The 24737-nt window shown below is 69.8% G+C and carries 21 protein-coding genes; 14 read left to right on the plus strand and 7 right to left on the minus strand.

Annotated features, from left to right (window positions below):
* Positions 1–40 precede the first annotated feature (40 nt).
* A complete protein-coding gene (locus ACIP6U_RS32425; protein WP_401725242.1) occupies positions 41–2599 on the plus strand; it encodes a RelA/SpoT family protein in 2559 nt (852 codons plus the stop codon).
* A 92-nt stretch (positions 2600–2691) separates the two neighbouring features.
* Here ACIP6U_RS32425 and ACIP6U_RS32430 read toward each other — a convergent pair whose 3' ends face one another.
* Positions 2692–3921, minus strand: coding sequence for a DUF349 domain-containing protein (locus tag ACIP6U_RS32430; protein WP_401725245.1), 1230 nt, complete (start codon positions 3919–3921; stop codon positions 2692–2694).
* 166 nt (positions 3922–4087) lie between these two features.
* Positions 4088–4909, minus strand: a complete 822-nt coding sequence (locus ACIP6U_RS32435) for a peptidylprolyl isomerase (protein WP_401725248.1) — start codon at positions 4907–4909, stop codon at positions 4088–4090.
* 180 nt (positions 4910–5089) lie between these two features.
* Here ACIP6U_RS32435 and ACIP6U_RS32440 point away from each other — a divergent pair, with 180 nt between their 5' ends.
* Together ACIP6U_RS32440 and hisS are read left to right on the plus strand one after the other, a co-directional pair.
* Positions 5090–5797 carry an MBL fold metallo-hydrolase gene (locus ACIP6U_RS32440; RefSeq protein WP_401725250.1) on the plus strand — a complete coding sequence of 236 codons (708 nt, stop codon included), beginning with the start codon at positions 5090–5092 and terminating at the stop codon, positions 5795–5797.
* Positions 5798–5810: 13 nt separating this feature from the next.
* Positions 5811–7073, plus strand: a complete 1263-nt coding sequence (gene hisS, locus ACIP6U_RS32445) for a histidine--tRNA ligase (protein WP_401725253.1) — start codon at positions 5811–5813, stop codon at positions 7071–7073.
* Between the two features lie 202 nt (positions 7074–7275).
* On the opposite strand, the gene ACIP6U_RS32450 is transcribed toward hisS, so the two are convergent.
* From ACIP6U_RS32450 to ACIP6U_RS32465, 4 genes are read right to left on the minus strand one after another with little or no spacing between them, the layout of a single operon-like run.
* Complete coding sequence (locus ACIP6U_RS32450) at positions 7276–7902, minus strand: response regulator (RefSeq protein ID WP_401725255.1); 627 nt, start codon at positions 7900–7902, stop codon at positions 7276–7278.
* Positions 7899–9098 (minus strand): sensor histidine kinase, encoded by a 1200-nt coding sequence (locus ACIP6U_RS32455; RefSeq protein WP_401725612.1) that lies wholly within the window; start codon positions 9096–9098, stop codon positions 7899–7901. Before ACIP6U_RS32455 ends, ACIP6U_RS32450 begins: the two co-directional genes overlap by 4 nt.
* The gene (locus ACIP6U_RS32460) at positions 9095–9940 is read right to left on the minus strand and encodes an ABC transporter permease (RefSeq protein ID WP_401725258.1); all 846 of its coding nucleotides are present in this window, start codon (positions 9938–9940) and stop codon (positions 9095–9097) included. The genes ACIP6U_RS32455 and ACIP6U_RS32460 overlap by 4 nt, the downstream gene beginning before the upstream one ends.
* Positions 9937–10803 carry an ABC transporter ATP-binding protein gene (locus tag ACIP6U_RS32465; RefSeq protein ID WP_401725261.1) on the minus strand — a complete coding sequence of 289 codons (867 nt, stop codon included), beginning with the start codon at positions 10801–10803 and terminating at the stop codon, positions 9937–9939. Before ACIP6U_RS32465 ends, ACIP6U_RS32460 begins: the two co-directional genes overlap by 4 nt.
* Before the next feature lie 146 nt (positions 10804–10949).
* Between ACIP6U_RS32465 and ACIP6U_RS32470 the strand changes: the two genes are divergently transcribed.
* The 3 genes from ACIP6U_RS32470 to rpsD all read left to right on the plus strand — a co-directional run bounded on the left by ACIP6U_RS32470 (position 10950) and on the right by rpsD (position 13951).
* Entirely contained in the window at positions 10950–11612 is a 663-nt protein-coding gene (locus ACIP6U_RS32470; RefSeq protein ID WP_401725264.1) for a vitamin K epoxide reductase family protein, read from the plus strand.
* A gap of 67 nt (positions 11613–11679) precedes the next feature.
* Entirely contained in the window at positions 11680–13035 is a 1356-nt protein-coding gene (locus tag ACIP6U_RS32475; protein WP_401725267.1) for a replication-associated recombination protein A, read from the plus strand.
* A gap of 301 nt (positions 13036–13336) precedes the next feature.
* Positions 13337–13951: a 30S ribosomal protein S4 gene (gene rpsD, locus ACIP6U_RS32480; protein WP_124002842.1), complete on the plus strand. Its 615-nt coding sequence runs from the start codon at positions 13337–13339 to the stop codon at positions 13949–13951.
* Positions 13952–13975: 24 nt separating this feature from the next.
* Here rpsD and ACIP6U_RS32485 read toward each other — a convergent pair whose 3' ends face one another.
* Entirely contained in the window at positions 13976–16129 is a 2154-nt protein-coding gene (locus ACIP6U_RS32485; RefSeq protein WP_401725270.1) for an ATP-binding protein, read from the minus strand.
* A 152-nt stretch (positions 16130–16281) separates the two neighbouring features.
* Between ACIP6U_RS32485 and ACIP6U_RS32490 the strand changes: the two genes are divergently transcribed.
* The 8 genes from ACIP6U_RS32490 (at position 16282) to aroC (ending at position 24728) form a co-directional block, all read left to right on the plus strand.
* The gene (locus ACIP6U_RS32490) at positions 16282–16743 is read left to right on the plus strand and encodes a DUF948 domain-containing protein (protein ID WP_401725272.1); all 462 of its coding nucleotides are present in this window, start codon (positions 16282–16284) and stop codon (positions 16741–16743) included.
* An 8-nt stretch (positions 16744–16751) separates the two neighbouring features.
* Complete coding sequence (locus ACIP6U_RS32495; RefSeq protein WP_401725275.1) at positions 16752–17126, plus strand: hypothetical protein; 375 nt, start codon at positions 16752–16754, stop codon at positions 17124–17126.
* Positions 17126–19798, plus strand: coding sequence for an alanine--tRNA ligase (gene alaS / locus ACIP6U_RS32500; RefSeq protein WP_401725277.1), 2673 nt, complete (start codon positions 17126–17128; stop codon positions 19796–19798). The genes ACIP6U_RS32495 and alaS overlap by 1 nt, the downstream gene beginning before the upstream one ends.
* A 13-nt stretch (positions 19799–19811) precedes the next feature.
* Entirely contained in the window at positions 19812–20276 is a 465-nt protein-coding gene (gene ruvX / locus ACIP6U_RS32505) for a Holliday junction resolvase RuvX (protein WP_401725279.1), read from the plus strand.
* 122 nt (positions 20277–20398) lie between these two features.
* A complete protein-coding gene (mltG, locus tag ACIP6U_RS32510; protein ID WP_401725282.1) occupies positions 20399–22168 on the plus strand; it encodes an endolytic transglycosylase MltG in 1770 nt (589 codons plus the stop codon).
* The gene (locus tag ACIP6U_RS32515; RefSeq protein ID WP_401725285.1) at positions 22149–22988 is read left to right on the plus strand and encodes a shikimate dehydrogenase; all 840 of its coding nucleotides are present in this window, start codon (positions 22149–22151) and stop codon (positions 22986–22988) included. The genes mltG and ACIP6U_RS32515 overlap by 20 nt, the downstream gene beginning before the upstream one ends.
* Positions 22989–23035: 47 nt before the next feature.
* Entirely contained in the window at positions 23036–23383 is a 348-nt protein-coding gene (locus tag ACIP6U_RS32520; protein WP_401725286.1) for a hypothetical protein, read from the plus strand.
* Between the two features lie 160 nt (positions 23384–23543).
* Positions 23544–24728 (plus strand): chorismate synthase, encoded by a 1185-nt coding sequence (aroC, locus tag ACIP6U_RS32525; RefSeq protein WP_401725289.1) that lies wholly within the window; start codon positions 23544–23546, stop codon positions 24726–24728.
* Positions 24729–24737: the final 9 nt, after the last annotated feature.

The raw sequence follows: 24737 nt of genomic DNA on the forward strand, positions 1-24737 counted from the left end.
AGCCTGACCGGGGGACCCGGATCGCGCACGAGGAGTCCTCTTGCCAGACGAGGCCCAACACCTGACCGCCGCCAAGCCCGAGTCCGCCTCGGCAGCCGCGGCCAAGCCTGCGCCGACGGAGCCGCACGCGAAGAACGACTCCCGCGGGACGGTCGAGCACGCCCAGTCCGGCCCCGTGGACAAGTCGGCCGAGCAGTCGCGCCCCAAGCCGCCCCCCGCACCCGAGCCCACCCCGGCCGACGCGACGCAGTCGGCCACACCCGCGGTCCGCCCGAACACCGGCCAGCCCGCCCGTTCCGGCGGCTCCTCCAACCGCGTCCGCGCCCGCCTCGCCCGCCTCGGAGTGCAGCGCTCCAACCCGTACAACCCGGTCCTGGAGCCGCTGCTGCGGATAGTGCGCAGCAACGACCCGAAGATCGAGACCGCGACGCTCCGCCAGATCGAGAAGGCCTACCAGGTCGCCGAGCGCTGGCACCGCGGCCAGAAGCGCAAGAGCGGCGACCCGTACATCACGCACCCGCTCGCCGTGACGACGATCCTCGCCGAGCTGGGCATGGATCCGGCCACGCTCATGGCCGGGCTGCTGCACGACACCGTCGAGGACACCGAGTACGGCCTCGACCAGCTCCGCCGCGACTTCGGCGACTCGGTCGCGCTGCTCGTCGACGGCGTCACCAAGCTGGACAAGGTCAAGTTCGGCGAGGCCGCGCAGGCCGAGACCGTGCGCAAGATGGTCGTGGCCATGGCCAAGGACCCGCGCGTCCTGGTCATCAAGCTCGCCGACCGGCTGCACAACATGCGCACCATGCGCTACCTCAAGCGCGAGAAGCAGGAGAAGAAGGCGCGCGAGACGCTGGAGATCTACGCGCCGCTCGCCCACCGCCTGGGCATGAACACCATCAAGTGGGAGCTGGAGGACCTCGCCTTCGCGATCCTCTACCCCAAGATGTACGACGAGATCGTGCGGCTGGTGGCCGAGCGGGCGCCGAAGCGTGACGAGTACCTGGCCATAGTGACCGACGAGGTGCAGCAGGATCTGCGCGCCGCACGGATCAAGGCGACCGTCACGGGCCGACCGAAGCACTACTACAGCGTCTACCAGAAGATGATCGTCCGCGGTCGCGACTTCGCGGAGATCTACGACCTGGTGGGTATTCGTGTCCTTGTCGACACGGTGAGGGACTGTTACGCCGCCCTCGGCACCGTGCACGCGCGATGGAACCCGGTCCCCGGCCGGTTCAAGGACTACATCGCGATGCCCAAGTTCAACATGTACCAGTCGCTGCACACGACGGTGATCGGCCCCAACGGCAAGCCTGTCGAGCTCCAGATCCGTACCTTCGACATGCACCGCCGGGCCGAGTACGGCATCGCCGCGCACTGGAAGTACAAGCAGGAGGCCGTCGCCGGCGCCTCCAAGGTGCGTTCGGACGCGCCCAAGAGCACCGGCAAGGAGGACCACCTCAACGACATGGCGTGGCTGCGCCAGTTGCTCGACTGGCAGAAGGAGACCGAGGACCCCGGGGAGTTCCTGGAGTCCCTGCGCTTCGACCTGTCCCGCAACGAGGTCTTCGTCTTCACGCCGAAGGGTGACGTGATATCGCTGCCGGCCGGCTCCACCCCGGTGGACTTCTCGTACGCGGTCCACACCGAGGTCGGCCACCGGACCATAGGAGCACGGGTCAACGGAAGACTCGTACCCCTCGAATCCACCCTGGACAACGGCGACTTGGTGGAGGTCTTCACCTCCAAGGCGGCCGGCGCGGGTCCCTCCCGGGACTGGCTCGGCTTCGTCAAGTCGCCGCGGGCGCGCAACAAGATCCGCGCCTGGTTCTCCAAGGAGCGCCGTGACGAGGCGATCGAGCAGGGCAAGGACGCCATCGTCCGCGCGATGCGCAAGCAGAACCTGCCGATCCAGCGCATCCTGACCGGCGACTCCCTGGTCACGCTGGCGCACGAGATGCGCTACCCGGACATCTCCGCGCTGTACGCCGCGATCGGCGAGGGCCATGTCTCGGCGCAGAACGTCGTGCAGAAGCTCGTCTCCGCCCTCGGCGGCGAGGAGGCCGCGACCGAGGAGATCGACGAGTCGGTCCCGCCGACCAGGAGCCGCAGCCGCAAACGCCGTTCCAACGCCGACCCGGGCGTCGTCGTCAAGGGCGTCGACGACGTATGGGTCAAGCTGGCCCGCTGCTGCACACCGGTACCCGGCGACCCGATCATCGGTTTCGTCACGCGGGGTAGTGGCGTATCGGTTCACCGCAGCGACTGCGTCAACGTGGAGTCACTGTCCCGCGAGCCCGAACGCATCCTCGAAGTCGAGTGGGCGCCCACCCAGTCCTCGGTCTTCCTGGTCGCCATCCAGGTCGAGGCCCTGGACCGCTCCCGGCTCCTCTCCGACGTCACCCGCGTCCTGTCCGACCAGCACGTCAACATCCTCTCCGCGGCCGTCCAGACCTCCCGCGACCGCGTCGCCACCTCCCGCTTCACCTTCGAGATGGGCGACCCCAAGCACCTGGGCCACGTCCTGAAGGCGGTCCGGGGCGTGGAGGGCGTCTACGACGTGTACCGGGTGACGTCGGCGCGCAGCAGGTCGTAGGGCAGAGATTCCAGCGGATACGAGAAGGGCTCCCGTACGTCACGTACGGGAGCCCTTCTCGTGGTGCGCGAGGCCGATGCGCGGGAGGCGCGTCAGCCGCCGAACTCCTGCAAGCCCTTGAGCGCCTGGTCCAGCAGGGCCTGGCGGCCCTCCAGCTCGCGCTCCAGCTTCTCGGCCCTGGAGCTGTTGCCCTGGGCGCGCGCCTGCTCGATCTGGCCCCGGAGCTTGTCCACGGCCGCCTGGAGCTGACCGGTCAGACCCGCGGCACGCGCGCGTGCCTCCGGGTTCGTCCGGCGCCACTCGGCCTCCTCGGACTCCTGGATCGCCCGCTCGACGGCGTGCATCCGGCCCTCGACCTTCGGCCGCGCGTCACGCGGTACGTGGCCGATGGCCTCCCAGCGCTCGTTGAGCGAACGGAAGGCGGCGCGTGCCGTACGGAGGTCCGTGATCGGGAGGATCTTCTCGGCCTCCTCGGCCAGTTCCTCCTTGAGCTTCAGGTTCTCCGTCTGCTCGGCGTCCCGCTCGGCGAAGACCGAGCTGCGGGCGGCGAAGAAGACGTCCTGGGCGCCGCGGAAGCGGTTCCACAGGTCGTCCTCGTGCTCGCGCTGGGCGCGGCCCGCGGCCTTCCACTCGGCCATCAGCTCGCGGTAGCGCGCGGCCGTGGGACCCCAGTCCGTCGAAGCGGACAGCCCCTCGGCCTCGGCGACCAGCCGCTCCTTGGTCTTGCGGGCCTCCTCGCGCTGCGCGTCCAGGGACGCGAAGTGCGCCTTGCGGCGCTTGGAGAAGGCCGACCGGGCGTGCGAGAAGCGGTGCCACAGCTCGTCGTCCGACTTGCGGTCGAGGCGGGGAAGCCCCTTCCAGGTGTCCACCAGCGCGCGCAGCCGTTCACCGGCCGCCCGCCACTGGTCGGACTGCGCGAGCTGCTCCGCCTCGGCGACCAGCGCCTCCTTGGAGTTGCGCGCCTCGTCCGACTGCTTCGCCCGCTGCTGCTTGCGCTCCTCGCGACGCGACTCGACGGTCTCCACGAGCTTGTCGAGCCGCACCCGCAGCGCGGCCAGGTCGCCCACCGCGTGATGGGCGTCCACCTGCTCGCGGATGTGGTCGATGGCTGCCTGAGCATCCTTGGCGGACAGGTCGGTGGTCTTCACTCGCTTCTCGAGGAGGCCGATCTCGACAACCAAGCCCTCGTACTTGCGCTCGAAATAGGCCAGCGCCTCCTCAGGGGAGCCCGCCTGCCAGGAACCGACGACCTGCTCGCCGTCGGCCGTACGCACGTACACGGTCCCCGTCTCGTCGACGCGGCCCCACGGGTCGCTGCTCACAGCGCCTCCTCCACATGATGCCTGCGTGGGGCGTCAGCGCCCCCGGGCATCGTCCACAGTTTCGTCACGGCCAACATAGGCGACCGGCGGGTTGCCTGTCCGCATCCCGCGCGACCGAAGTTTCGCACCTCGGGGCGGGATGCGGTCGGGATGGATCAGGACGGGATCAGGATTTCGTGACCGTCGCCTTGTTGATCACAACGGTCGCGTTCGGGGCTCCGTCACCGGCTCCGGTGTTCTCTCCGGCGGCGGCGATTTTCTGCAGGACCTTCATCCCGGAGTCGGAGATCGTGCCGAACGGCGTGTAGCTCGCCGGCAGCTGACTGTCCTGGTAGACCAGGAAGAACTGGCTGCCGCCGGTGTGCTTCTGACCGGTGTTGGCCATCGCCACGGTGCCCGCGGGGTAGATGCCGCCCTTGAGGGAGGCGTCCTTCAGGTTCTCGTCCGGAATGGTGTATCCGGGACCGCCGCTGCCGGCGGCCGTCGGGTCGCCGCACTGCAGCACGTAGATGCCGTTGGTGGTGAGCCGGTGGCACTTCGTGTGGTCGAAGAATCCCTTGCCCGCGAGGAAGTCGAAGGAATTCACCGTGTGCGGGGCCGCCGACGTCTTCAGCGCGATGCCGATGTCACCGCACGTCGTCGCGAGCGTCATCGTGTACTTCGCCGACTTGTCGATGGTGACCGCCGGCTCCTTCTTCCAGCTCAGCTTCTTCACCGAGCCGGCGGCCGGCTTCTCGCACGGATCCGTCGGTGCCTTGCTGGACGGCGCGGCGCTGGGAGTCGTGTCCGAACTCGCGTTGGCCTTGTCGTCGTCCTTCAGGACCCCGGTCGTGTAAAGGGCGACACTGCCTATCAGGATCACGCCGAGCACCGACGCGATCACCGAGTTGCGCATGCGCGCCTTGCGCCGCGAGGCCGTGCGCCGCTGCTGCTGCCGCAAGAACTTCTCCCGGGCTAGCTGCCGCTTCCGCTGTTCCTGGGTGACCACGGGGTTTTCTCCTCATGCGTCTCGTACGTCTACTGGGACGCGTGCGTCTTGTTGTGCCGACCGCCTGCGTGTGTCCCGTACCGTATATGGGTTCGCTGAGGATTCGGCAGCGCCGGTAGGCTCTGACGGCAGGTGCCACCTCTTCCAGGCGCACCCGTATCGACACAACGAAGGACGATCGTGCTCATTGCCGGGTTCCCCGCCGGGGCCTGGGGGACGAACTGTTTTCTCGTCGCCCCCGCCGCCGGTGAGGAGTGCGTGATCATCGACCCGGGCCACCAGGCCGCCGCCGGAGTCGAGGAAACGCTGAGGAAGCATCGGCTCAAGCCCGTCGCCGTCGTCCTGACCCACGGCCACATCGACCACGTGGCCTCGGTCGTCCCGGTGTGCGGCGCGCACGGCGTACCCGCCTGGATCCACCCCGAGGACCGCTACATGATGGCCGAGCCCGAGAAGGCGATCGGCCGCAGCATCGGCATGCCGCTCATGGGCGAGCTGACCGTGGGGGAGCCGGACGACGTCAAGGAGCTGACCGACGGCGCGAAACTGGAGCTCGCGGGTCTTGAGCTGTCCGTCACGCACGCGCCCGGCCATACGAAGGGGTCGGTGACCTTCGGCCTGCCCGAGTCGGCGGACATCCCGCCGGTCTTCTTCTCGGGCGACCTGCTGTTCGCCGGCTCCATCGGACGCACCGACATGCCCGGTGGCTCCATGGACGACATGCTCGAATCGCTGGCCCGCGTGGTCCTGCCGCTCGACGACGCCACCGTGGTGCTGCCCGGTCACAACGAATACACGACCATCGGCCAGGAGCGCGCCACCAACCCGTATCTGCGGCAGGTGGCCGCCGGCCTCGGGAGCGCGGACGCTCCCCGACGAGGAATGTGACGAGAGACCTCCCGTGAGCACCTTTCAGGCCCCCAAGGGCACGTACGACCTGATCCCGCCGGACAGCGCCAAGTACCTGGCCGTCCGTGAGGCGATCGCCGCGCCGCTGCGCAACTCCGGCTACGGCTACATCGAGACCCCCGGCTTCGAGAACGTGGAGCTCTTCGCGCGCGGTGTCGGCGAGTCCACCGACATCGTGACCAAGGAGATGTACGCCTTCGAGACCAAGGGCGGCGACCGGCTCGCCCTGCGCCCCGAGGGCACGGCCTCCGTGCTGCGTGCGGCACTCGAGGCCAACCTGCACAAGCTCGGCAACCTCCCCGTCAAGCTCTGGTACTCGGGCTCGTACTACCGCTACGAGCGTCCCCAGAAGGGCCGTTACCGCCACTTCTCGCAGGTCGGTGCCGAGGCGATCGGCGCCGAGGACCCGGCGCTCGACGCCGAGTTGATCATCCTGGCCGACCAGGCGTACCGCTCGCTGGGCCTGCGCGAGTTCCGCATCCTCCTCAACAGCCTGGGCGACAAGGAGTGCCGTCCGGTCTACCGGGAGGCGTTGCAGACCTTCCTGCGCGGTCTCGACCTCGACGAGGAGACCCTCCGCCGGGCGGACATCAACCCCCTGCGCGTCCTGGACGACAAACGCCCCGACGTCCAGAAGCAGTTGACGGACGCGCCGCTGCTGCGCGACTACCTGTGCGACGCCTGCAAGGCGTACCACGAGGAGGTCCGCGAACTGATCACGGCGGCGGGCGTTGCCTTCGAGGACGACCCCCGCCTTGTGCGCGGCCTCGACTACTACACGCGTACGACCTTCGAGTTCGTCCACGACGGGCTGGGCTCCCAGTCGGCGGTGGGCGGCGGCGGTCGTTACGACGGCCTGTCCGAGATGATCGGTGGCCCGGCGTTGCCGTCGGTGGGCTGGGCGTTGGGCGTCGACCGCACGGTCCTGGCCCTTGAGGCGGAGGGCGTGGAGCTCGAACTCCCCTCCACGACCAGTGTGTTCGCGGTGCCGCTGGGCGAGGAGGCTCGTCGGCTGCTGTTCGCGAAGGTCACGGAGTTGCGGAAGGTCGGGATCGCGGCGGACTTCTCGTACGGCCACAAGGGCCTCAAGGGTGCGATGAAGAGCGCGAATCGCAGTGGCGCCCGCTTCACTGTCGTCGCCGGCGAACGCGACCTTGCCGAGGGCGTGGTCCAGCTGAAGGACATGGAGTCCGGGGAGCAGGCGGCGGTCGGCGTGAACGAGATCGTGGCGGAACTGGAGTCGAGGCTCGGCTGAGACCTGCCTCTTTCGCCCCCGCCGCCCCTACCCGTCCCATCCTGGGGCTCCGCCCCAGACCCCGCTCCTCAAACGCCGGAGGGGCTGAGTTACCCAGCCCGTCCGGCGTTTGAGGACGAGGCCGTTCAGGCCGAAGCGGGGGTCTGGGGGCGGCAGCCCCCAGAAGGATGGGACGGGTAGGGGCGGCGGGGGCGAAGGAAAATCAGTCCAGCAAGCCGTGTCGCATCGCGCTCGTCACCGCCGCCGTCCGGTCATCCACCCCCAACTTCCCGAAGACCCGCAGCAGATGGGTCTTCACCGTCGACTCCCCGATGAACAACCGCCGTCCGATCTCCGCGTTGGTACACCCCTCCGCCACCAACCGCAGCACCGCAACCTCCCGCTCCGACAACCGAGGCCGCTCCGGCCGCACCCGCAACCGGTCCACCAACCGCGCGGCCACCGACGGCGCCAACACCGTCTCCCCCCGCGCCGCAGCACGAACCGCCTCCGCAAGCTGAGCCCGCGGCATGTCCTTGAGCAGATAACCCGCCGCCCCGGCCTCCACCGCCCGCAGAATGTCGCGGTCCGTCTCGTACGTCGTCAGCACGATCACCCGGCACGCCAACCCCGTCTCGCTCATCCGCACGATCGAGTCCACGCCCCCACCACCCGGCATCCGCAGATCCATCAGCACGATGTCGGGCCGGAGTTCGGCCGCCAATGCCTCCGCCTGCGGACCGCTCGCCGCGTCGGCGACGACCTCGAGGTCCGGCTCGGCGCTGAGCATCGCGCGCAGACCCTCCCGTACGACGGGATGGTCGTCGGCCAGGATGATCCGGATCGTCACGGAGTACTCCTCGGAATGGCGACCGGCAGAACCACCGTCACCGTCGTGCCGTCGCCGGGTGAGCTGTGGATCCGGGCCTTCCCTCCGACCTCGGTCGCCCGTGCTCGCAACCCGGCCAGGCCGTAGCCCGGGCACGGGACGCCCGGGTCGAAGCCGCAGCCGTCGTCCCGGACGGACACGGTCACCGTGTCGTCGGCGTAAGCGAGAGCCACGTCCACCGTCGCCGAACTCCCCGCGTGTTTGCGGGCGTTGGCCAGTGCCTCCTGGCAGGAGCGCAGGGCCACCACCTCCGGCGCGGCCGGTAGCGGGCGGACGGGGCCTGTCACGTCGAGGGTCGCCTCGTGCCGGGCGGCGAGCCGGTGCAGCGCGTCCGGGAGGGAGGCGCCGTCGAGGTCGGCCGGTGCGCCGCCGGCGACCAGGGCGCGGGCCTCGGCGAGGTTCTGACGGGCTGTCGCGTCCATGAGCGCCAAGTGGCGGCGGGCCTGCGGAGCATCGTGGTCCAGTTCCGCCTCCACGGCCTGGATCAGCATCAGCAGGCTGGTGAAGCCCTGCGCGAGCGTGTCGTGGATCTCGCGGGCCATGCGCTCGCGCTCGGCCAGCGCGCCGTGTGCGGCGGACAGGCGGGAGACCTCGTGGCGGCTCGCGTCCAACTCGGCTATCAACTCGGCCCGCTCCCAGCTCTGTTCGATGATCCGGACGATCCAGCTGCCTACCACCACGGAGAAGACGAAGGTGACCACGGCGAAGAGGGAGTTGGCGAACAGGTCCTCGCCGCTGGGGCGCCACAGCAGCGCCCAACCCGCCACCGGCGCCAGGTTGATCAGGCTCACCGTCACCAGCGTCCAGCGCATCCGCAGGGTCATGAAGCACTGCGGGACGAGCGCGAACGCCATCAGCCGGGTCTCCCCGACCAGTACCGCCGACGGCAGGAACAGCGCGATCGCCCCGGCGAGATAGCGCAGTGCCTGCCGCTGGTCCGGCGGGTCCTCCTGGAGCAACCGGCGCCCCACCAGGGCGTACCAGGGCACCAGCGGCACGAGCAGCGCCGCCGCGACCGCGCGGACGGGCGGGGACGGATGCGCCGCGGCGAGCACGAAGGCGAGGGTGGCCGCCCAGGCGACCGCGAAGTACCCGTCCCAGAGCCGGATCGTCCGGTCCCAGGCGTGCTCGTCGCGGGCCACGCCCGGGCCGGTCATCCGTCGCGCCGGGTCTTCCAGCGGAAGGTCAGCAGACACAGGACCAATCCTCCGACGCACCAGGCCGCGAGCACCAGCGCGATCCGTCCGAACTCCCAGCTCTCGGCCTGCTCCAGCACCTGCGCGGAGTCGGGCAGGAAGACACCCCGCAGTCCCTGGCACAGCCACTTCAGCGGGAACAGGGCGCCGACGTTCAGCATCCAGTCCGGGATGGTGTCGATGGAGATGTACACCCCGGAGATGAACTGCAGGACCAGGAAGGGGAGGACGACCACGGAGCTGGCGCTCTTGGCCGACTTGGGCACCGAGCTGATCGCGATGCCGAGCAGCGCGCACCCCGTCAGACCGAGCACGAAGATCCAGCCGAAGTCGAGCCACCTGGTCGCGTCCGACGGCAGGTCGACGTCGTACAGGGTGGTGCCGACGAGCAGCAGGATGGCCGTCTCCAGGATTCCGGTGAACAGAACCAGCCAGATCTTGCCGAGGAAGTACGAGGTCGGTGGCATCGGCGTCCCGCGCAGCCGGCGCAGGACCTTCTCGTCCCGTTCGACGGCGATCGAGATGCCCAGCGACTGGAAACTCGTCGACATGATGCCCGAGGCCATCATCGCGGGGACGTACAACTGCGAGGCGGTGACGCCCGAGCCGTGCACGTCGTCGTGGAAGATCGACGCGAACAGGAACAGGAACACCACCGGGAACGCGAACGTGAACACGACCTGGTCGCGCTGCCGGAAGAACTGCTTGATCTCCAAGCCGCCTCGCCTGATGCCCAGTCCCCAGGTGCCGGGGAGTCGGCCGGCGGGTGCGTCGGTGCGGCTCTGTACGGCGGTCGTGGTCACCGTCCGACCTCCTGTCCGGTCAGCCGGAGGTAGACGTCCTCCAGCGTGGGGCGGGCCACCGTGAGGCCCGGGATCTCGCCGTCGAAGAGGTGCATGAGGGCGGCGACCGTCCTGGTGGGAGTGTCCGTGTGCTCGCTGCGCGCGGTGCCGTCCGGCTCGGTCCAGCCGACGGTCGCGCCGGTGCCGTAGTGCTCCCGCAGGGTGGCGGGCTCGCCCTCGGCGACGACCCGGCCCTCGGCGATCACCGCGAGCCGGTCGGCGAGTGCCTCGGCCTCCTCCAGGTAGTGCGTCGTGAGAAGGATGGTCGTGCCCTCGCCGGACAGCTTGCGGATCAGGTCCCAGAACTGACGCCGGGCCGCCGGGTCGAATCCGGTGGTCGGCTCGTCCAGGAGCAGCAGTTCGGGGTCGCCGATCACCCCCAGGGCCACGTCGAGGCGGCGGCGCTGTCCGCCGGAGAGGGCCTTGATCCGGGCGCCCGCCTTGGCCTCCAGACCGACCAGACCGATGACCTCCTCGGGGTCGCGCGGCCTCGGGTAGTAGTGGGCGAAGTGCCGCACGGTCTCGCGGACCGTCAACTCCGCGGGCGCGGATTCGTCCTGCCAGACGATTCCGACACGAGATCGCCACGCACGCGTGCCGCTCGCCGGGTCCGCGCCCAGCACGGACACCTCCCCGGCGTCCCGCGCGCGGTTGCCCTGGAGGATCTCCACGGTGGTGCTCTTGCCGGCGCCGTTGGGCCCCAGCAGGCCGAACACCTCGCCGCGCCGGATGCCGAGATCGATCCCGTCGACCGCGGTCACGTCCCCGTACCGCTTGCGCAGGCCTCGAACGTCCACGGCGAGTTCGTTCGCGTGTGCTGTCATGCCGTACAGCGTCGTCCGGAATCGAACGCTCAGGGACGACCGTGCGTACCTCCTTATGTCCACCGAACGGTGGACAGAGGCCTCCGTGCGGCACAATGGCACCTGCCTGAAGAAGGTCCAACTCTCAAGCAGATGGAATCGGCGTGATGAGCAAGACGACAGTCAAAGACGTCTCCACCGAGCCCGACCCTTCCGAGGAAAGCGCCTCGGCGGGACCGCGCACGGAGGGCGGCAGCCGTGCCCTCGCCCTGCTGCTGATCATCACCGGCGCGGCCGGTCTGCTCGCCGCGTGGGTCATCACGGTCGACAAGTTCAAGCTGCTGGAAGCCAAGGTGGCGGGCACGTCCTTCACCCCCGGCTGCAGCCTGAACCCGGTCGTCTCCTGCGGCAGTGTCATGGAGAGCAAGCAGGCGGAGGCCTTCGGCTTCCCGAACCCGATGCTCGGCCTGGTCTGCTACGGCATCGTCATCTGCGTCGGCATCAGCCTGCTCGCGCGGGCCACCTACCCGCGCTGGTACTGGCTGACCTTCAACTTCGGCACGCTCTTCGGTGTGGGCTTCTGCACCTGGCTGCAGTTCCAGTCCCTGTACCGGATCAACGCGCTGTGCCTGTGGTGCTCGCTGGCCTGGGTCGCCACGATCATCATGTTCTGGTACGTGACCTCGTTCAACATCCGCAAGGGCTTCCTGCCGAGCCCGGGCTGGCTGAAGTCGTTCTTCGGCGAGTTCACCTGGGTGCTGCCGGTCCTGCACATCGGCATCATCGGCATGCTGATCCTGACCCGCTGGTGGGACTTCTGGACCAGCTGACGGGGGCGGGTACGGACCGTCCGACGGCCCGGACCCGACTGTCAGTGCGGTGAACTAGGGTTTCAGCGTGGAGCCCGACCTGTTCACCGCAGCAGCAGAAGAACGCCAGGAGAAGGACCCGACCGGCAGCCCCCTGGCGGTCCGGATGCGCCCGCGCACCCTCGACGAGGTGGTGGGCCAGCAGCACCTCCTGAAGCCGGGCTCGCCCCTGCGCCGACTGGTCGGCGAGGGCGCCGGCGGCCCGGCCGGGGCGTCGTCCGTGATCCTGTGGGGACCGCCGGGCACGGGCAAGACGACCCTGGCGTACGTCGTCTCGAAGGCCACCAACAAGCGCTTCGTCGAGCTGTCGGCGATCACCGCGGGCGTCAAGGAGGTCCGCGCGGTCATCGAGGGCGCCCGCCGCGCCACCGGCGGCTACGGCAAGGAGACCGTCCTCTTCCTGGACGAGATCCACCGCTTCAGCAAGGCCCAGCAGGACTCCCTGCTCCCCGCCGTCGAGAACCGCTGGGTGACCCTGATCGCGGCGACCACGGAGAACCCGTACTTCTCGATCATCTCCCCGCTGCTCTCCCGCTCCCTGCTGCTGACCCTCGAACCCCTCACGGACGACGACCTGCGCGCCCTGCTCCGCCGCGCCCTCACCGACGAGCGCGGCCTCAAGGGCGCCGTCACCCTCCCCGAGGACACCGAGGAGCACCTCCTGCGCATCGCCGGCGGCGACGCCCGCCGCGCCCTCACCGCCCTGGAGGCCGCCGCCGGGGCCGCCCTCGACAAGGGCGAGGCGGAGGTCGCCCTCCAGACGCTGGAGGAGGTCGTCGACCGGGCCGCGGTGAAGTACGACCGCGACGGCGACCAGCACTACGACGTCGCCAGCGCCCTGATCAAGTCCATCCGCGGCTCCGACGTCGACGCGGCCCTGCACTACCTGGCCCGCATGATCGAGGCCGGCGAGGACCCCCGCTTCATCGCCCGCCGCCTGATGATCTCCGCGAGCGAGGACATCGGCCTGGCCGACGCCAACGCCCTGCCGACGGCGGTGGCCGCCGCCCAGGCCGTCGCGATGATCGGCTTCCCGGAGGCCGCGCTGACCCTCAGCCACGCCACCATCGCGCTCGCCCTGGCCCCCAAGTCCAACGCGGCGACCACCGCGATCGGCGCCGCCCTGGAGGACGTACGCAAGGGGCATGCGGGACCGGTGCCGATGCATCTGCGGGACGGGCACTACAAGGGCGCGGCCAAGCTCGGGCACGCGCAGGGGTACGTCTACCCGCACGACCTGCCGGAAGGCATCGCCGAGCAGCAGTACGCGCCGGAGGAGCTGAAGGACCGCGAGTACTACACCCCGACCCGGCACGGCGCGGAGGCGCGGTACGCGGACGCGGTGGAGTGGACCCGCAAGCACCTCGGTCGAAAGCGGTCCTGAGCACCCTGTAGAATCCCTCGAAGTGCCGAGTCCCGCGCAGTCAGAGCGGGACAACCGGCCGGAGACCCGGTCCCTCGTGGATTGGCTCCAGGAGCGTCGCGCACCGTTGAACGGTGTCGCGGGCAGCCCATCACCACCCGTCGCAGGACGGGACCGGTCGATGGGCCACTCGCGTGCTGCACAGAGTGCCCAGATCAGGGGAGCGGCTGCCCACTCCGTCCGTCAGGACGAGGCGGGTTTCCCCGGCTGCGGATGCGACCTCCCACGACTCTGACAAGCCGAACACAAGAAATGAGAGACAGTGGCGAATCAGTCCCGCCCCAAGGTCAAGAAGTCGCGTGCCCTCGGCATCGCGCTGACCCCGAAGGCCGTCAAGTACTTCGAGGCCCGCCCCTACCCGCCGGGTGAGCACGGCCGTGGCCGCAAGCAGAACTCGGACTACAAGGTCCGTCTGCTGGAGAAGCAGCGTCTGCGCGCGCAGTACGACCTCTCCGAGCGTCAGCTGGTCCGTGCCTACGAGCGTGCCTCCAAGGTGCAGGGCAAGACCGGTGAGGCCCTGATCGTCGAGCTCGAGCGCCGTCTCGACGCCCTGGTCCTGCGTTCGGGCATCGCCCGCACCATCTACCAGGCCCGTCAGATGGTCGTGCACGGCCACATCGAGGTCAACGGTGGCAAGGTCGACAAGCCGTCGTTCCGTGTCCGTCCCGACGACGTCGTGATGGTCCGCGAGCGCAGCCGCGAGAAGACCCTGTTCCAGGTCGCGCGTGAGGGTGGCTTCGCCCCCGACGGCGAGACCCCCCGCTACCTCCAGGTGAACCTCCGCGCCCTGGCCTTCCGCCTGGACCGCGAGCCGAACCGCAAGGAAGTTCCGGTCATCTGCGACGAGCAGCTCGTCGTCGAGTACTACGCCCGCTGATCACCGGCAGGCGTTAGCAGCACCTCAGCCCGCCGTCTCCCCGCCCTTGTGGGCGCGGGAGGCGGCGGGTTCGTGCGTCTGCACCCCGGCCGTGGCCCGCAGCACCGGCCCCCGGGGTGCGGGCAGCCCGTCCAGCGGCCGCTCCAGCGCCCGGGACACCGCCACATCCCGCACCAACCGCGCCCCTTCCCGTACGCACTCCTCGTACCGCGCGTCGCCGAGGCCCTCCCGGGCCTTCGCCTCGCACAGTTCGTGCGGGGCGTTGTAGTACGCCGAGCCGAACAGCGGCAGGCCCACCGAGCGCCACATCCGCCCGGCCGCCCCCTGCAGCACCGCTGCCTCGGCCGCGTCGCCCTCCACCGCCGTGACCAGGGCGAGCAGCTCGACCGAGAGCACCGAGCCGAGCAGATCGTGGAAGGCATGGGCGCTGCCGAGGCAGTCGGTGAGCAGGGCGCGGGCCCGGGACGTGTCGCCGTCCGCCCAGGCCGCGTACGCCAGGACGTACAGCGCGTAGGCGCGGGTCCAGCGCTCGCCGTGGTCCTCGCAGACCCGGCGGACGTCCTCGCACAGGCCCACCGCGCCCGCCAGATCGCCCTGGAACGCGAGCGACATGGCCAGCTCGACCTGGCCCATCAGCACATTGCTGTTCAGCTCGCCGATCTCCTGGTAGCGGTCGAGCGCCGAGCGCAGCAGCTTCTCCGCACGGGGCATGTCGTCCGTGACCAGGGCCAGACAGCCCGTGCGATGTTCCGCGTACGCCACCGCCGTAGGACTGGCGGAGAGTTCCGCCTCCTCCCGGCACTCCTGGAGGGCGGCGAGCGCGGGCACCTTGTCGCCCTGGAGGATCGCCACGTAGCCGAGCACCCACAGCGCCTTCAGGCGGGAGTCCTCGTGGCCGGAGTCCAGCCGTACAACCTGCTCCAGCCAGTGCCGGCCCTCGGAGAGACGGCCGCAGCCGGCCCAGTAGAACCAGAGCGAGGCCGCGAGGTACTGGCCCAGGTGCGCCTCCTCCGGCTCGGTGAGGCAGTGTTCGAGGGCGCTGCGCAGATTCGGCAGCTCGGCCTCCACGCGTACGGCGACCTCCGCCTGGCGCGGTGAGAACCAGTCCAGCTCGCACCAGGTGGCCAGGCCCAGGTACCAGTCGCGGTGCCGGCGCCGCAGCCGGGCCGCGTCCCCGGTCGCCTCCAGCCAGTCGGCGCCGTAGGCCCGGACCGTGTCCAGCATGCGGTAGCGCAGACCGGAGGACGTCTCCTCGCGCACGATCACCGACTGCGCGAGCAGTTCCGAGAGCACGTCGAGGACGCCGTCGGCGACCAGGCCGTGCCCGCTGCACACGTACTCGACGGCCTCCAGGTCGAACTGGCCGGCGAACACCGCGAGCCGCGCCCACAGCAACCGCTGTTCGGGCGTGCACAGTTCATGGCTCCAGCCGATCGCCGTCCGCAGCGTCTGATGGCGCGGGAGCGCGTCCCGGCCACCGCCGGTCAGCAGCCGGAACCGGTCGTCCAGGCGCGCCAGCAGCTCCTCGGGAGGCAGGGCCCGCAGCCGTCCCGCGGCCAGCTCGATCGCCAGCGGGATGCCGTCCAGGCGCCGGCACAGCTCCCGTACCTCCGGTCCGTCCGCCGTCTCCAGCCCCTGCTGCGCGGCCCGGCGCAGGAACAGCTCCACCGCCTCGCGCTCGTCGAGAGGCGCCAGCGGGAACACGCGCTCGCCTGCCACCGCCAGTGGTCTGCGGCCCACGGCGAGCACGCGGAGCCCGGGCACCTCGCGCAGCAGCACGCCCACCAGTTCGGCGCAGACGTCCACCAGATGTTCGAACCCGTCCAGGACCAGCAGGAGTTGACGCTCGGCGAGATGCGCGAGCAGCGTCTCGCGCGGGGGCCTGGTGGTGTGGTCGGTGAGGCCGAGGGCGTCCACGACGGCGTAGTCGACGAAGTCCGGATCGCTCACCTGCGCCAGCTCGACCCGCCACACCCCGTCCCGTGGCGCGCGCCGCGAGGCCGCCCGGACCGCGAGCCGTGACTTGCCGACCCCGCCGGCTCCGGTCACGGTGACCAGCCGCGTGGCGTCCAGAGACCGGGCCAGTGCGGCGAGTTCGGCCGTGCGGCCGACGAAGGCGTCTAGTTCCAGGGGCAGATTGCCGTTCACAGGGGTGCCGCCTGGCTGAGAACCTCGCATGGGACACGGAGCGTACTGAACCGTAATCACTCCGTACAATCGCTTCCCTCAACTCTTGCCCTCGCGGCCCGGAATCCGGTACAGAGCGGCATCCCCGGCGCGATAGGCTCGGTCACGACTTTCTCGATGTTCAGGCACGTTTCAGGGAGCGGGTGCACGCGGTGTCCGGTGGAGAGGTGGCCGGGATCCTGGTGGCCGTCTTCTGGGCGATCCTGGTCTCCTTCCTCGCCGTAGCGCTGGTGAGGCTGGCCCAGACGCTCAGGGCGACGACCAAGCTCGTCGCGGACGTGACCGACCAGGCCGTCCCGCTCCTGGCGGACGCCTCCTCGGCGGTGCGTTCCGCGCAGACGCAGATCGACCGGGTCGACGCGATCGCCACCGACGTCCAGGAGGTCACGTCGAACGCGTCCGCGCTGTCGACCACCGTCGCCTCCACCTTCGGCGGCCCCCTGGTCAAGGTCGCGGCCTTCGGCTACGGCGTCCGCCGCGCCCTCGGCGCCCGCCGGGACGACGTGCCCGCGCCCGCCAAGGAGTCCCGGCGTACCGTGATCGTGGGCCGCACGGTCCCGGGCACGCGGCGGGGCAAGCGAGACCTCCGCGGAAAGAGGGACTGAGACCAGCGATGTTCCGCCGTACCTTCTGGTTCACGACCGGCGTCGCCGCCGGTGTCTGGGCCACCACCAAGGTCAACCGCAAGCTGAAGCAGCTGACCCCCGAGAACCTGGCCGCCGCGGCGGCCAACAAGGCGCTCGACGCGGGTCACCGGCTCAAGGACCGGGCGGTCGGCTTCGCGCTCGACGTCCGCGACAACATGGCCCGGCGGGAGGAAGAGCTGGGCGAGGCGCTGGGCATCAACGCGTCCCCCGAACTCCCCGCACCCCGGCGCTACGCGGCCATCGAGAACCGCAGCGCCACCAAGTACATCGAAGCCCCGACGTCCTCGCCGACGAACAACTCGTCGACGAAGAACCCGTACAACCGGAATGAGGACCACTGATGGAGTCGGCAGAGATCCGCCGCCGCTGGCTGAGCTTCTACGAGGAGCGCGGCCACACCGTCGTCCCTTCGGCGTCGCTCATCGCGGACGACCCGACTCTGCTCCTGGTCCCCGCCGGCATGGTCCCCTTCAAGCCGTATTTCCTCGGTGAGGTCAAGCCGCCGTGGGCGCGCGCGACCAGCGTGCAGAAGTGCGTGCGCACGCCCGACATCGAAGAGGTCGGCAAGACCACCCGCCACGGCACCTTCTTCCAGATGTGCGGCAACTTCTCCTTCGGCGACTACTTCAAGGAAGGCGCCATCAAGTACGCCTGGGAGCTGCTCACCAGCCCCCAGGACAAGGGTGGTTACGGCCTGGAGCCGGAGAAGCTCTGGATCACCGTCTACAAGGACGACGACGAGGCCGAGCGCATCTGGCACGACGTCATCGGCGTGCCCAAGGAGCGCATCCAGCGCCTGGGCATGAAGGACAACTACTGGTCCATGGGCGTCCCCGGACCCTGCGGCCCGTGCTCCGAGATCAACTACGACCGCGGCCCCGAGTTCGGCGCCGAGGGCGGTCCTGCCGTCAACGACGAGCGGTACGTGGAGATCTGGAACCTCGTCTTCATGCAGTACGAGCGCGGCGAGGGCATCGGCAAGGACAACTTCGAGATCCTCGGCGAACTCCCCAGCAAGAACATCGACACGGGCCTCGGCCTGGAGCGCCTCGCCATGATTCTGCAGGGCGTGCAGAACATGTACGAGATCGACACCTCCATGGCGGTCATCAAGAAGGCCACCGAGCTGACCGGCATCGAGTACGGCGCCGCGCACGACTCCGACGTCTCCCTGCGCGTGGTCACCGACCACATGCGGACGTCCGTCATGCTCATCGGCGACGGCGTGACCCCCGGCAACGAGGGCCGCGGCTATGTGCTGCGCCGCATCATGCGCCGCGCCATCCGCAACATGCGCCTGCTGGGCGCCACCGGTCCGGTCGTCCTCGACCTGATCGACACCGTGATCTCGATGATGGGCCAGCAGTACCCGGAGCTGGTCACCGACCGCGAGCGCATCGAGAAGGTCGCCGTCGCCGAGGAGAACGCGTTCCTCAAGACGCTGAAGGCCGGCACCAACATCCTCGACACCGCGGTCGGCGAGACCAAGGCCGGCGGCGGCACGGTCCTCGCCGGCGACAAGGCGTTCCTGCTCCACGACACCTGGGGCTTCCCGATCGACCTCACCCTCGAAATGGCTGCCGAACAGGGCCTGTCGGTGGACGAGGACGGCTTCCGCCGCCTGATGAAGGAGCAGCGGGAGCGCGCCAAGGCCGACGCCCAGGGCAAGAAGACCGGCCACGCCGGCACCGGCGCGTACCGGGCGATCGCCGACGCCGCCGGGGCCACCGACTTCATCGGGTACACCGAGACCGAGAGCGAGACCACCGTCGTCGGCATCCTCGTCGACGGCGTCTCCTCGCCGGCCGCCACCGAGGGCGACGAGGTCGAGATCGTCCTCGACCGCACCCCCTTCTACGCCGAGGGCGGCGGCCAGATCGGCGACACCGGCCGGATCAAGGTCGACACCGGCGCCGTCATCGAGATCCGCGACACCCAGAAGCCGGTCCCCGGCGTCTACGTCCACAAGGGCGTCGTCCAGGTCGGCGAGGTCACCGTCGGCGCGAAGGCGCTCGCCTCGATCGACGGCCGTCGGCGCACGGCCATCGCCCGCGCCCACTCGGCCACCCACCTCACCCACCAGGCGCTGCGGGACGCCCTCGGCCCGACGGCCGCGCAGGCCGGTTCCGAGAACCAGCCCGGCCGGTTCCGCTTCGACTTCGGTTCGCCGTCCGCCGTTCCGACGGCCGTGATGACCGACGTCGAGCAGAAGATCAACGAGGTGCTCGCCCGCGACCTGGACGTGCGCGCCGAGGTCATGGGCATCGACCAGGCCAAGAAGGAAGGCGCCATCGCCGAGTTCGGCGAGAAGTACGGCGAGCGGGTCCGCGTCGTGACCATCGGCGACTTCTCCAAGGAGCTGTGCGGCGGCACGCACGTGCACAACACCGCCCAGCTGGGCCTGGTGAAGCTGCTCGGCGAGTCGTCGATCGGCTCGGGTGTCCGCCGTATCGAAGCGCTCGTCGGTGTCGACGCCTACAACTTCCTCGCTCGCGAGCACACGGTCGTCGCCCAGCTCCAGGAGCTGATCAAGGGACGTCCGGAGGAGCTGCCGGAGAAGGTCTCCACGATGCTCGGCAAGCTGAAGGACGCCGAGAAGGAGATCGAGAAGTTCCGCGCCGAGAAGGTGTTGCAGGCCGCCGCCGGGCTCGTCGAGTCGGCCAAGGACGTGCAGGGTGTCGCGGTCGTGACCGGGCAGGTCCCGGACGGCACCACCCCGGACGACCTGCGTCGCCTGGTCCTGGACGTGCGCGGTCGCATCCAGGGCGGCCGGGCCGCCGTGGTCGCGCTCTTCACGGTCAACAACGGCAAGCCGCTCACGGTCATCGCGACCAACGACGGCGCCCGGGACCGCGGTCTCAAGGCCGGTGAACTGGTCCGCGCGGCCGCCAAGACCCTCGGTGGCGGTGGCGGCGGCAAGCCGGACGTGGCCCAGGGCGGCGGCCAGAACCCGGCCGCGGTCGGCGAGGCGATCGACGCCGTCGAGCGGCTCGTCGCCGAGACGGCCAAGTAGAAGCGGTCCGACGATGAGAAGAGGGCGTCGGCTCGCCATCGACGTCGGGGACGCCCGCATCGGGGTCGCCTCGTGCGACCCCGACGGGATCCTCGCCACTCCGGTGGAGACGGTTCCCGGACGGGACATCCCCGCGGCCCATCGCCGGCTGCGGGAACTCGTCGAGGAGTACGAGCCGATCGAGGTCGTCGTCGGTCTGCCCCGCTCCCTCAAGGGGGGCGAGGGACCGGCCGCGGTCAAGGTCCGCACCTTCACCCAGGAGCTGGCCCAGGGGATCGCGCCGATCCCGGTCCGGCTGGTCGACGAGCGGATGACCACGGTGACGGCCAGTCAGGGGCTGCGTGCCTCCGGCGTGAAGGCGAAAAAGGGACGCTCCGTCATCGATCAGGCCGCCGCTGTGATTATTTTGCAGCAAGCACTTGAATCCGAACGGGTGTCAGGTAAAGCGCCCGGCGAAGGCGTCGAAGTGGTCATCTGATCGCGATACGGTAACGTTCCGCGCGATGCGATGGTTTTCGAACAGCCACCGCACAGCAAGAGGCGAAACGGAATCCGGCCCACCAGCCGCGTGCCGCGCCGTCCGTCGGCTCTAGGGGATCGATGACTGAGTATGGCCGGGGTCACGGCTCCGAACCGTGGCATCCCGAGGACCCGTTGTTCGGAGACGGTGGATGGGAGGGACAGCAGGCTCAGACGGGCCAGCAGTCCTACGGCGGCCAGCCGCAGCATTATTCGGACCAGCAGCAGTCCCAACAGCAGCAGTACGGCGAGTGGGGCGACGGCGGCCAGAACGCCTACGGTCAGGCGCAGCAGCAGTACCCCCAGTACGACCAGCAGCAATACGACCAGCAGCAGTATGCCCAGCAGCAGTACGAACAGCAGTACGGCGTCCAGGGACAGCAGCAGAACTACGCGGGTCACACCCAGCAGCCCTACGACAACAACGGCCAGCCCCAGCAGCAGCCCTACGACAACGGAGCCTGGGGTTCCGGCACGCACGTCCAGTACACGGATCCCTCGGACCCGTACGGCCAGCAGGCCGCCGCATACGGGGGCGAGCAGCCCGACTACTACGGCACGCCGGACGCGTATCCGCCGCCGGAGCCGCCCAGCCGCAGGCAGCCCGAGCCGGAGCCGAAACCCGACTGGGATCCCGGACCCGACCAGGGCGAGCACGCCTTCTTCGCGGGCGGCGGTGGCGACGATGACGACGAGGAGCCCGACGACGAGGCCGACAGTCGCCGTGGCCGGGGCGACCGGAAGGGCAAGGACGGCAAGGGCAAAGGGAAGAAGCGTCGCAGCGGCTGCGCCTGCCTGGTCGTGGTCCTGGTGTTCGGCGGCGGACTCGGCGGGGTCTCCTACTTCGGATACCAGTTCTACCAAAATCGTTTCGGCTCGGCGCCGGACTACGCGGGTGACGGCACCAGCAAGACGGTGAGCGTCGAGATCCCGAAAGGCGCGGGCGGTTACGAGATCGGCCGGCGGCTGAAGGAAGCGGGCGTCGTCAAGAGCGTCGACGCGTTCGTCGCCGCCCAGTCGCAGAACCCCAAGGGAAAAACGATTCAGGCCGGCGCTTATCTGCTGAAGACGGAGATGTCCGGCGACAGCGCCGTCGCGATGATGCTCGACCCCAAGAGCCAGAACAACGTGATGGTCACTCCGGGCCAGCGCAATGTCAGCGTGTACAAGGCGATCGACGCGAAACTCGACCTGTCGTCCGGTGCCACCAGGGAGATCGCGAAAGAGAAGTACAAGACCCTCGGACTGCCGAGCTGGGCGAACGACAACAAGGAGATCAAGGACCCGCTGGAGGGATTCCTCTACCCGGGCACCTATCCCGCCGCGAAGGGCATGAAGCCCGAGGCGGTCCTCAAGTCGATGGTCAGTGACGCCGCCAAGGCCTACGAGAAGTACGACCTCGAGGCGAAGGCCAAAGAGCTCAAGCTGGACAGTCCGTTGCAGGTCATCACGGTCGCGAGCCTCGTCCAGGCCGAGGGGAAGACCGAGGACGACTACCGCAAGATGGCGGAGGTGGTCTACAACCGCCTCAATCTGGCGAACCCCGAGACCTACGGTCTGTTGCAGTTCGACTCGACCTTCAATTACCTGAAGGGCCAGAGCAACATCAACATCAGCGAGTCGGAGATCAACAAGAACCAGGACCCGTACAACACGTACACGCAGAAGGGCCTGCCGCCCGGCCCGATCGACAATCCGGGCGACGTCGCGCTGAAGGCGGCGCTGAATCCGACGGACGACGGCTGGTTCTACTTCGTCGCGACCGACGGTGTGAACAAGACCGAATTCGCCAAGACGCACGCCGAATTCCTGAAGCTCAAGGAAAAGTTCAATGAGGCCACGGGCAGCTGACACCCGTCGGGCAGCAGTACTGGGCAAGCCCATCGCCCATTCCCTCTCGCCGGTGCTGCACCGCACCGCCTATCAGGAATTGGGGCTGGCGGACTGGTCCTACGACCGGTTCGAGGTCGACGAGACCACGCTGTCCCGTTTCTTCGAGAAACTCGGGCCGGAATGGGCCGGGCTGTCGCTGACGATGCCGCTGAAGCGGGCCGTCATACCCCTGCTCGACGAGATCAGCGAGACGGCCGCCTCGGTCGACGCGGTCAACACCGTCGTCTTCACCCCGGACGGCCGCGCCCTCGGCGACAACACCGACATCCCCGGCATCGTCGCCGCCCTGCGCGAGCACGGCATCGAACAGGTCGACTCGGCGGCGATCCTCGGCGCCGGCGCCACCGCCTCCTCCGCACTCGCCGCACTGGCCCGCGTCTGCACCGGCTACGTCGTGGTCTACGTCCGCAGCGCGGCGCGCGCCGCCGAGATGCGGGAGTGGGGCGAGCGGCTCGACGTCGAGGTGCGCATCGCGGACTGGGCGGACGCGGCCGAGGCCCTTCGGGCGCCCCTGGTCATCGCCACCACCCCGGCCGGCACCACGGACACCCTCTCCGCCGCCGTCCCCGAGCGGCCCGCCACCCTTTTCGACGTGCTCTACGACCCCTGGCCGACCGCACTCGCGGCCCGCTGGTCGGCGTACGGCGGCGCTGTCGTCAGCGGTCTCGACCTGCTGGTGCACCAGGCCGTGCTCCAGGTCGAGCAGATGACGGGACACGTGCCGGCCCCCCTGGGCGCCATGCGAAAAGCGGGCGAACACGCACTCGAATCCCGCTAGGATTCGCCTGTTCCGCAGGGGCGGAACGGTATTCGGGGGAGTGGGTCATGGCCACAGGTGTGCCGCTGGCGTCCGGCAAGAGCGAGATCTTCGAGGCCGTCCTGAAGTTCATGCCGGACTGGGTGCAGATCACCGTCCTCGGCCTCATCGTGCTCGCCGTCGTCGCGTCCTGGGTGCTGAAGCTGGTGGCGAAGATCAAGTACCGGCGTGCCGTGCGCAACGGAGTGCCGGTGCACGCGGCGGCGCAGTACGGACAGGGACGCGGCGCGGACTACCTGGGGGAGTACGCGCCGCAGCAGGCGCAGAGCGCCCAGAGCGGCCAGAGCCAGGGGAGCGGCGCCGACTACCTGGGCGCCTACGCCCCGCAGCCGCGTCAGCAGGACGCCTCCTCCTGACTCGCCGCCGTCCGTCTGCTGGACCGGCGGCCGGGCCCGACGCCCGGACGTGGGAGGATCGGGGGTGGCGGGCCAGGGCCGCGCACCTGGTCGGGCCGTCGTCGTACGCGAGGACGCGCGTACACAGGCAGTACCAGGGCGCGAGCACTGAGGAGCATCGTTGAGCAGGCTGCGCTGGCTGACCGCGGGAGAGTCCCACGGTCCCGCACTTGTCGCGACGCTGGAGGGCCTTCCCGCCGGCGTGCCGATCACCACCGACATGGTCGCCGACCACCTGGCCCGGCGTCGGCTCGGCTACGGCCGCGGTGCCCGTATGAAGTTCGAGCGCGACGAGGTCACCTTCCTCGGCGGCGTCCGGCACGGTCTCACGCTCGGCTCCCCGGTCGCGATCATGGTGGGCAACACCGAGTGGCCCAAGTGGGATCAGGTCATGGCGGCCGACCCCGTCGACCCGGAGATCCTCGCCGGGCTCGCCCGCAACGCCCCGCTGACCCGCCCGCGCCCCGGCCACGCCGACCTCGCGGGCATGCAGAAGTACGGCTTCGACGAGGCCCGCCCGATCCTGGAGCGCGCGTCGGCGCGGGAGACGGCGGCCCGGGTGGCGCTGGGCGCGGTGGCCCGGTCCTACCTCAAGGAGACGGCCGGCATCGAGATCGTCTCGCACGTGGTCGAACTCGCCTCCGCGAAGGCCCCGCAGGGCGTCCTGCCCACGCCGGCCGACGTCGAGAAGCTGGACGCCGACCCCGTGCGCTGCCTGGACGCGGACGCGTCGAAGGCGATGGTCGCCGAGATCGACCAGGCCCACAAGGACGGCGACACCCTCGGCGGTGTGGTCGAGATCCTGGCCTACGGCGTGCCGGTGGGCCTCGGCTCGCACGTGCACTGGGACCGCAAGCTGGACGCCCGCCTCGCCGGTGCCCTCATGGGCATCCAGGCCATCAAGGGCGTCGAGATCGGCGACGGCTTCGAGCTGGCGCGGGTGCCCGGCTCGCAGGCGCACGACGAGATCGTGAAGACCGACGAGGGCATCCGCCGGGTCTCGGGCCGCTCCGGCGGCACCGAGGGTGGCCTCTCGACCGGTGAACTGCTGCGGGTACGCGCCGCGATGAAGCCCATCGCCACCGTGCCGCACGCCCTGCGGACCGTCGACGTGGTCACCGGCGAGGCCACGCAGGCCCACCACCAGCGGTCCGACGTGTCCGCGGTGCCGGCCGCCGGCATCGTCGCGGAGGCGATGGTCGCGCTCGTCCTCGCGGACGCGGTCGCGGAGAAGTTCGGCGGCGACTCGGTCCCCGAGACCCGCCGCAACGTGCGCTCCTACCTCGAGCACCTGGCCATCCGGTGAGCCCCGCAC

Origin of the sequence: Streptomyces sp. NPDC088794, assembly GCF_044750545.1 — a bacterium.
Taxonomy (GTDB): domain Bacteria; phylum Actinomycetota; class Actinomycetes; order Streptomycetales; family Streptomycetaceae; genus Streptomyces.

What these genes read in the sequence shown, in the direction of transcription:
- ACIP6U_RS32515 (WP_401725285.1), top strand. Translation starts at nt 22,149, where the DNA reads ATGAGGCCACGGGCAGCTGACACCCGTCGGGCAGCAGTACTGGGCAAG.
- ACIP6U_RS32470 (WP_401725264.1), top strand. Translation starts at nt 10,950, where the DNA reads ATGAGCAAGACGACAGTCAAAGACGTCTCCACCGAGCCCGACCCTTCC.
- ACIP6U_RS32495 (WP_401725275.1), top strand. Translation starts at nt 16,752, where the DNA reads ATGTTCCGCCGTACCTTCTGGTTCACGACCGGCGTCGCCGCCGGTGTC.
- ACIP6U_RS32520 (WP_401725286.1), top strand. Translation starts at nt 23,036, where the DNA reads ATGGCCACAGGTGTGCCGCTGGCGTCCGGCAAGAGCGAGATCTTCGAG.
- alaS (WP_401725277.1), top strand. Translation starts at nt 17,126, where the DNA reads ATGGAGTCGGCAGAGATCCGCCGCCGCTGGCTGAGCTTCTACGAGGAG.
- ACIP6U_RS32485 (WP_401725270.1), bottom strand. Translation starts at nt 16,129, where the DNA reads ATGCGAGGTTCTCAGCCAGGCGGCACCCCTGTGAACGGCAATCTGCCC.
- ruvX (WP_401725279.1), top strand. Translation starts at nt 19,812, where the DNA reads ATGAGAAGAGGGCGTCGGCTCGCCATCGACGTCGGGGACGCCCGCATC.
- ACIP6U_RS32465 (WP_401725261.1), bottom strand. Translation starts at nt 10,803, where the DNA reads ATGACAGCACACGCGAACGAACTCGCCGTGGACGTTCGAGGCCTGCGC.
- mltG (WP_401725282.1), top strand. Translation starts at nt 20,399, where the DNA reads ATGACTGAGTATGGCCGGGGTCACGGCTCCGAACCGTGGCATCCCGAG.
- ACIP6U_RS32455 (WP_401725612.1), bottom strand. Translation starts at nt 9,098, where the DNA reads ATGACCGGCCCGGGCGTGGCCCGCGACGAGCACGCCTGGGACCGGACG.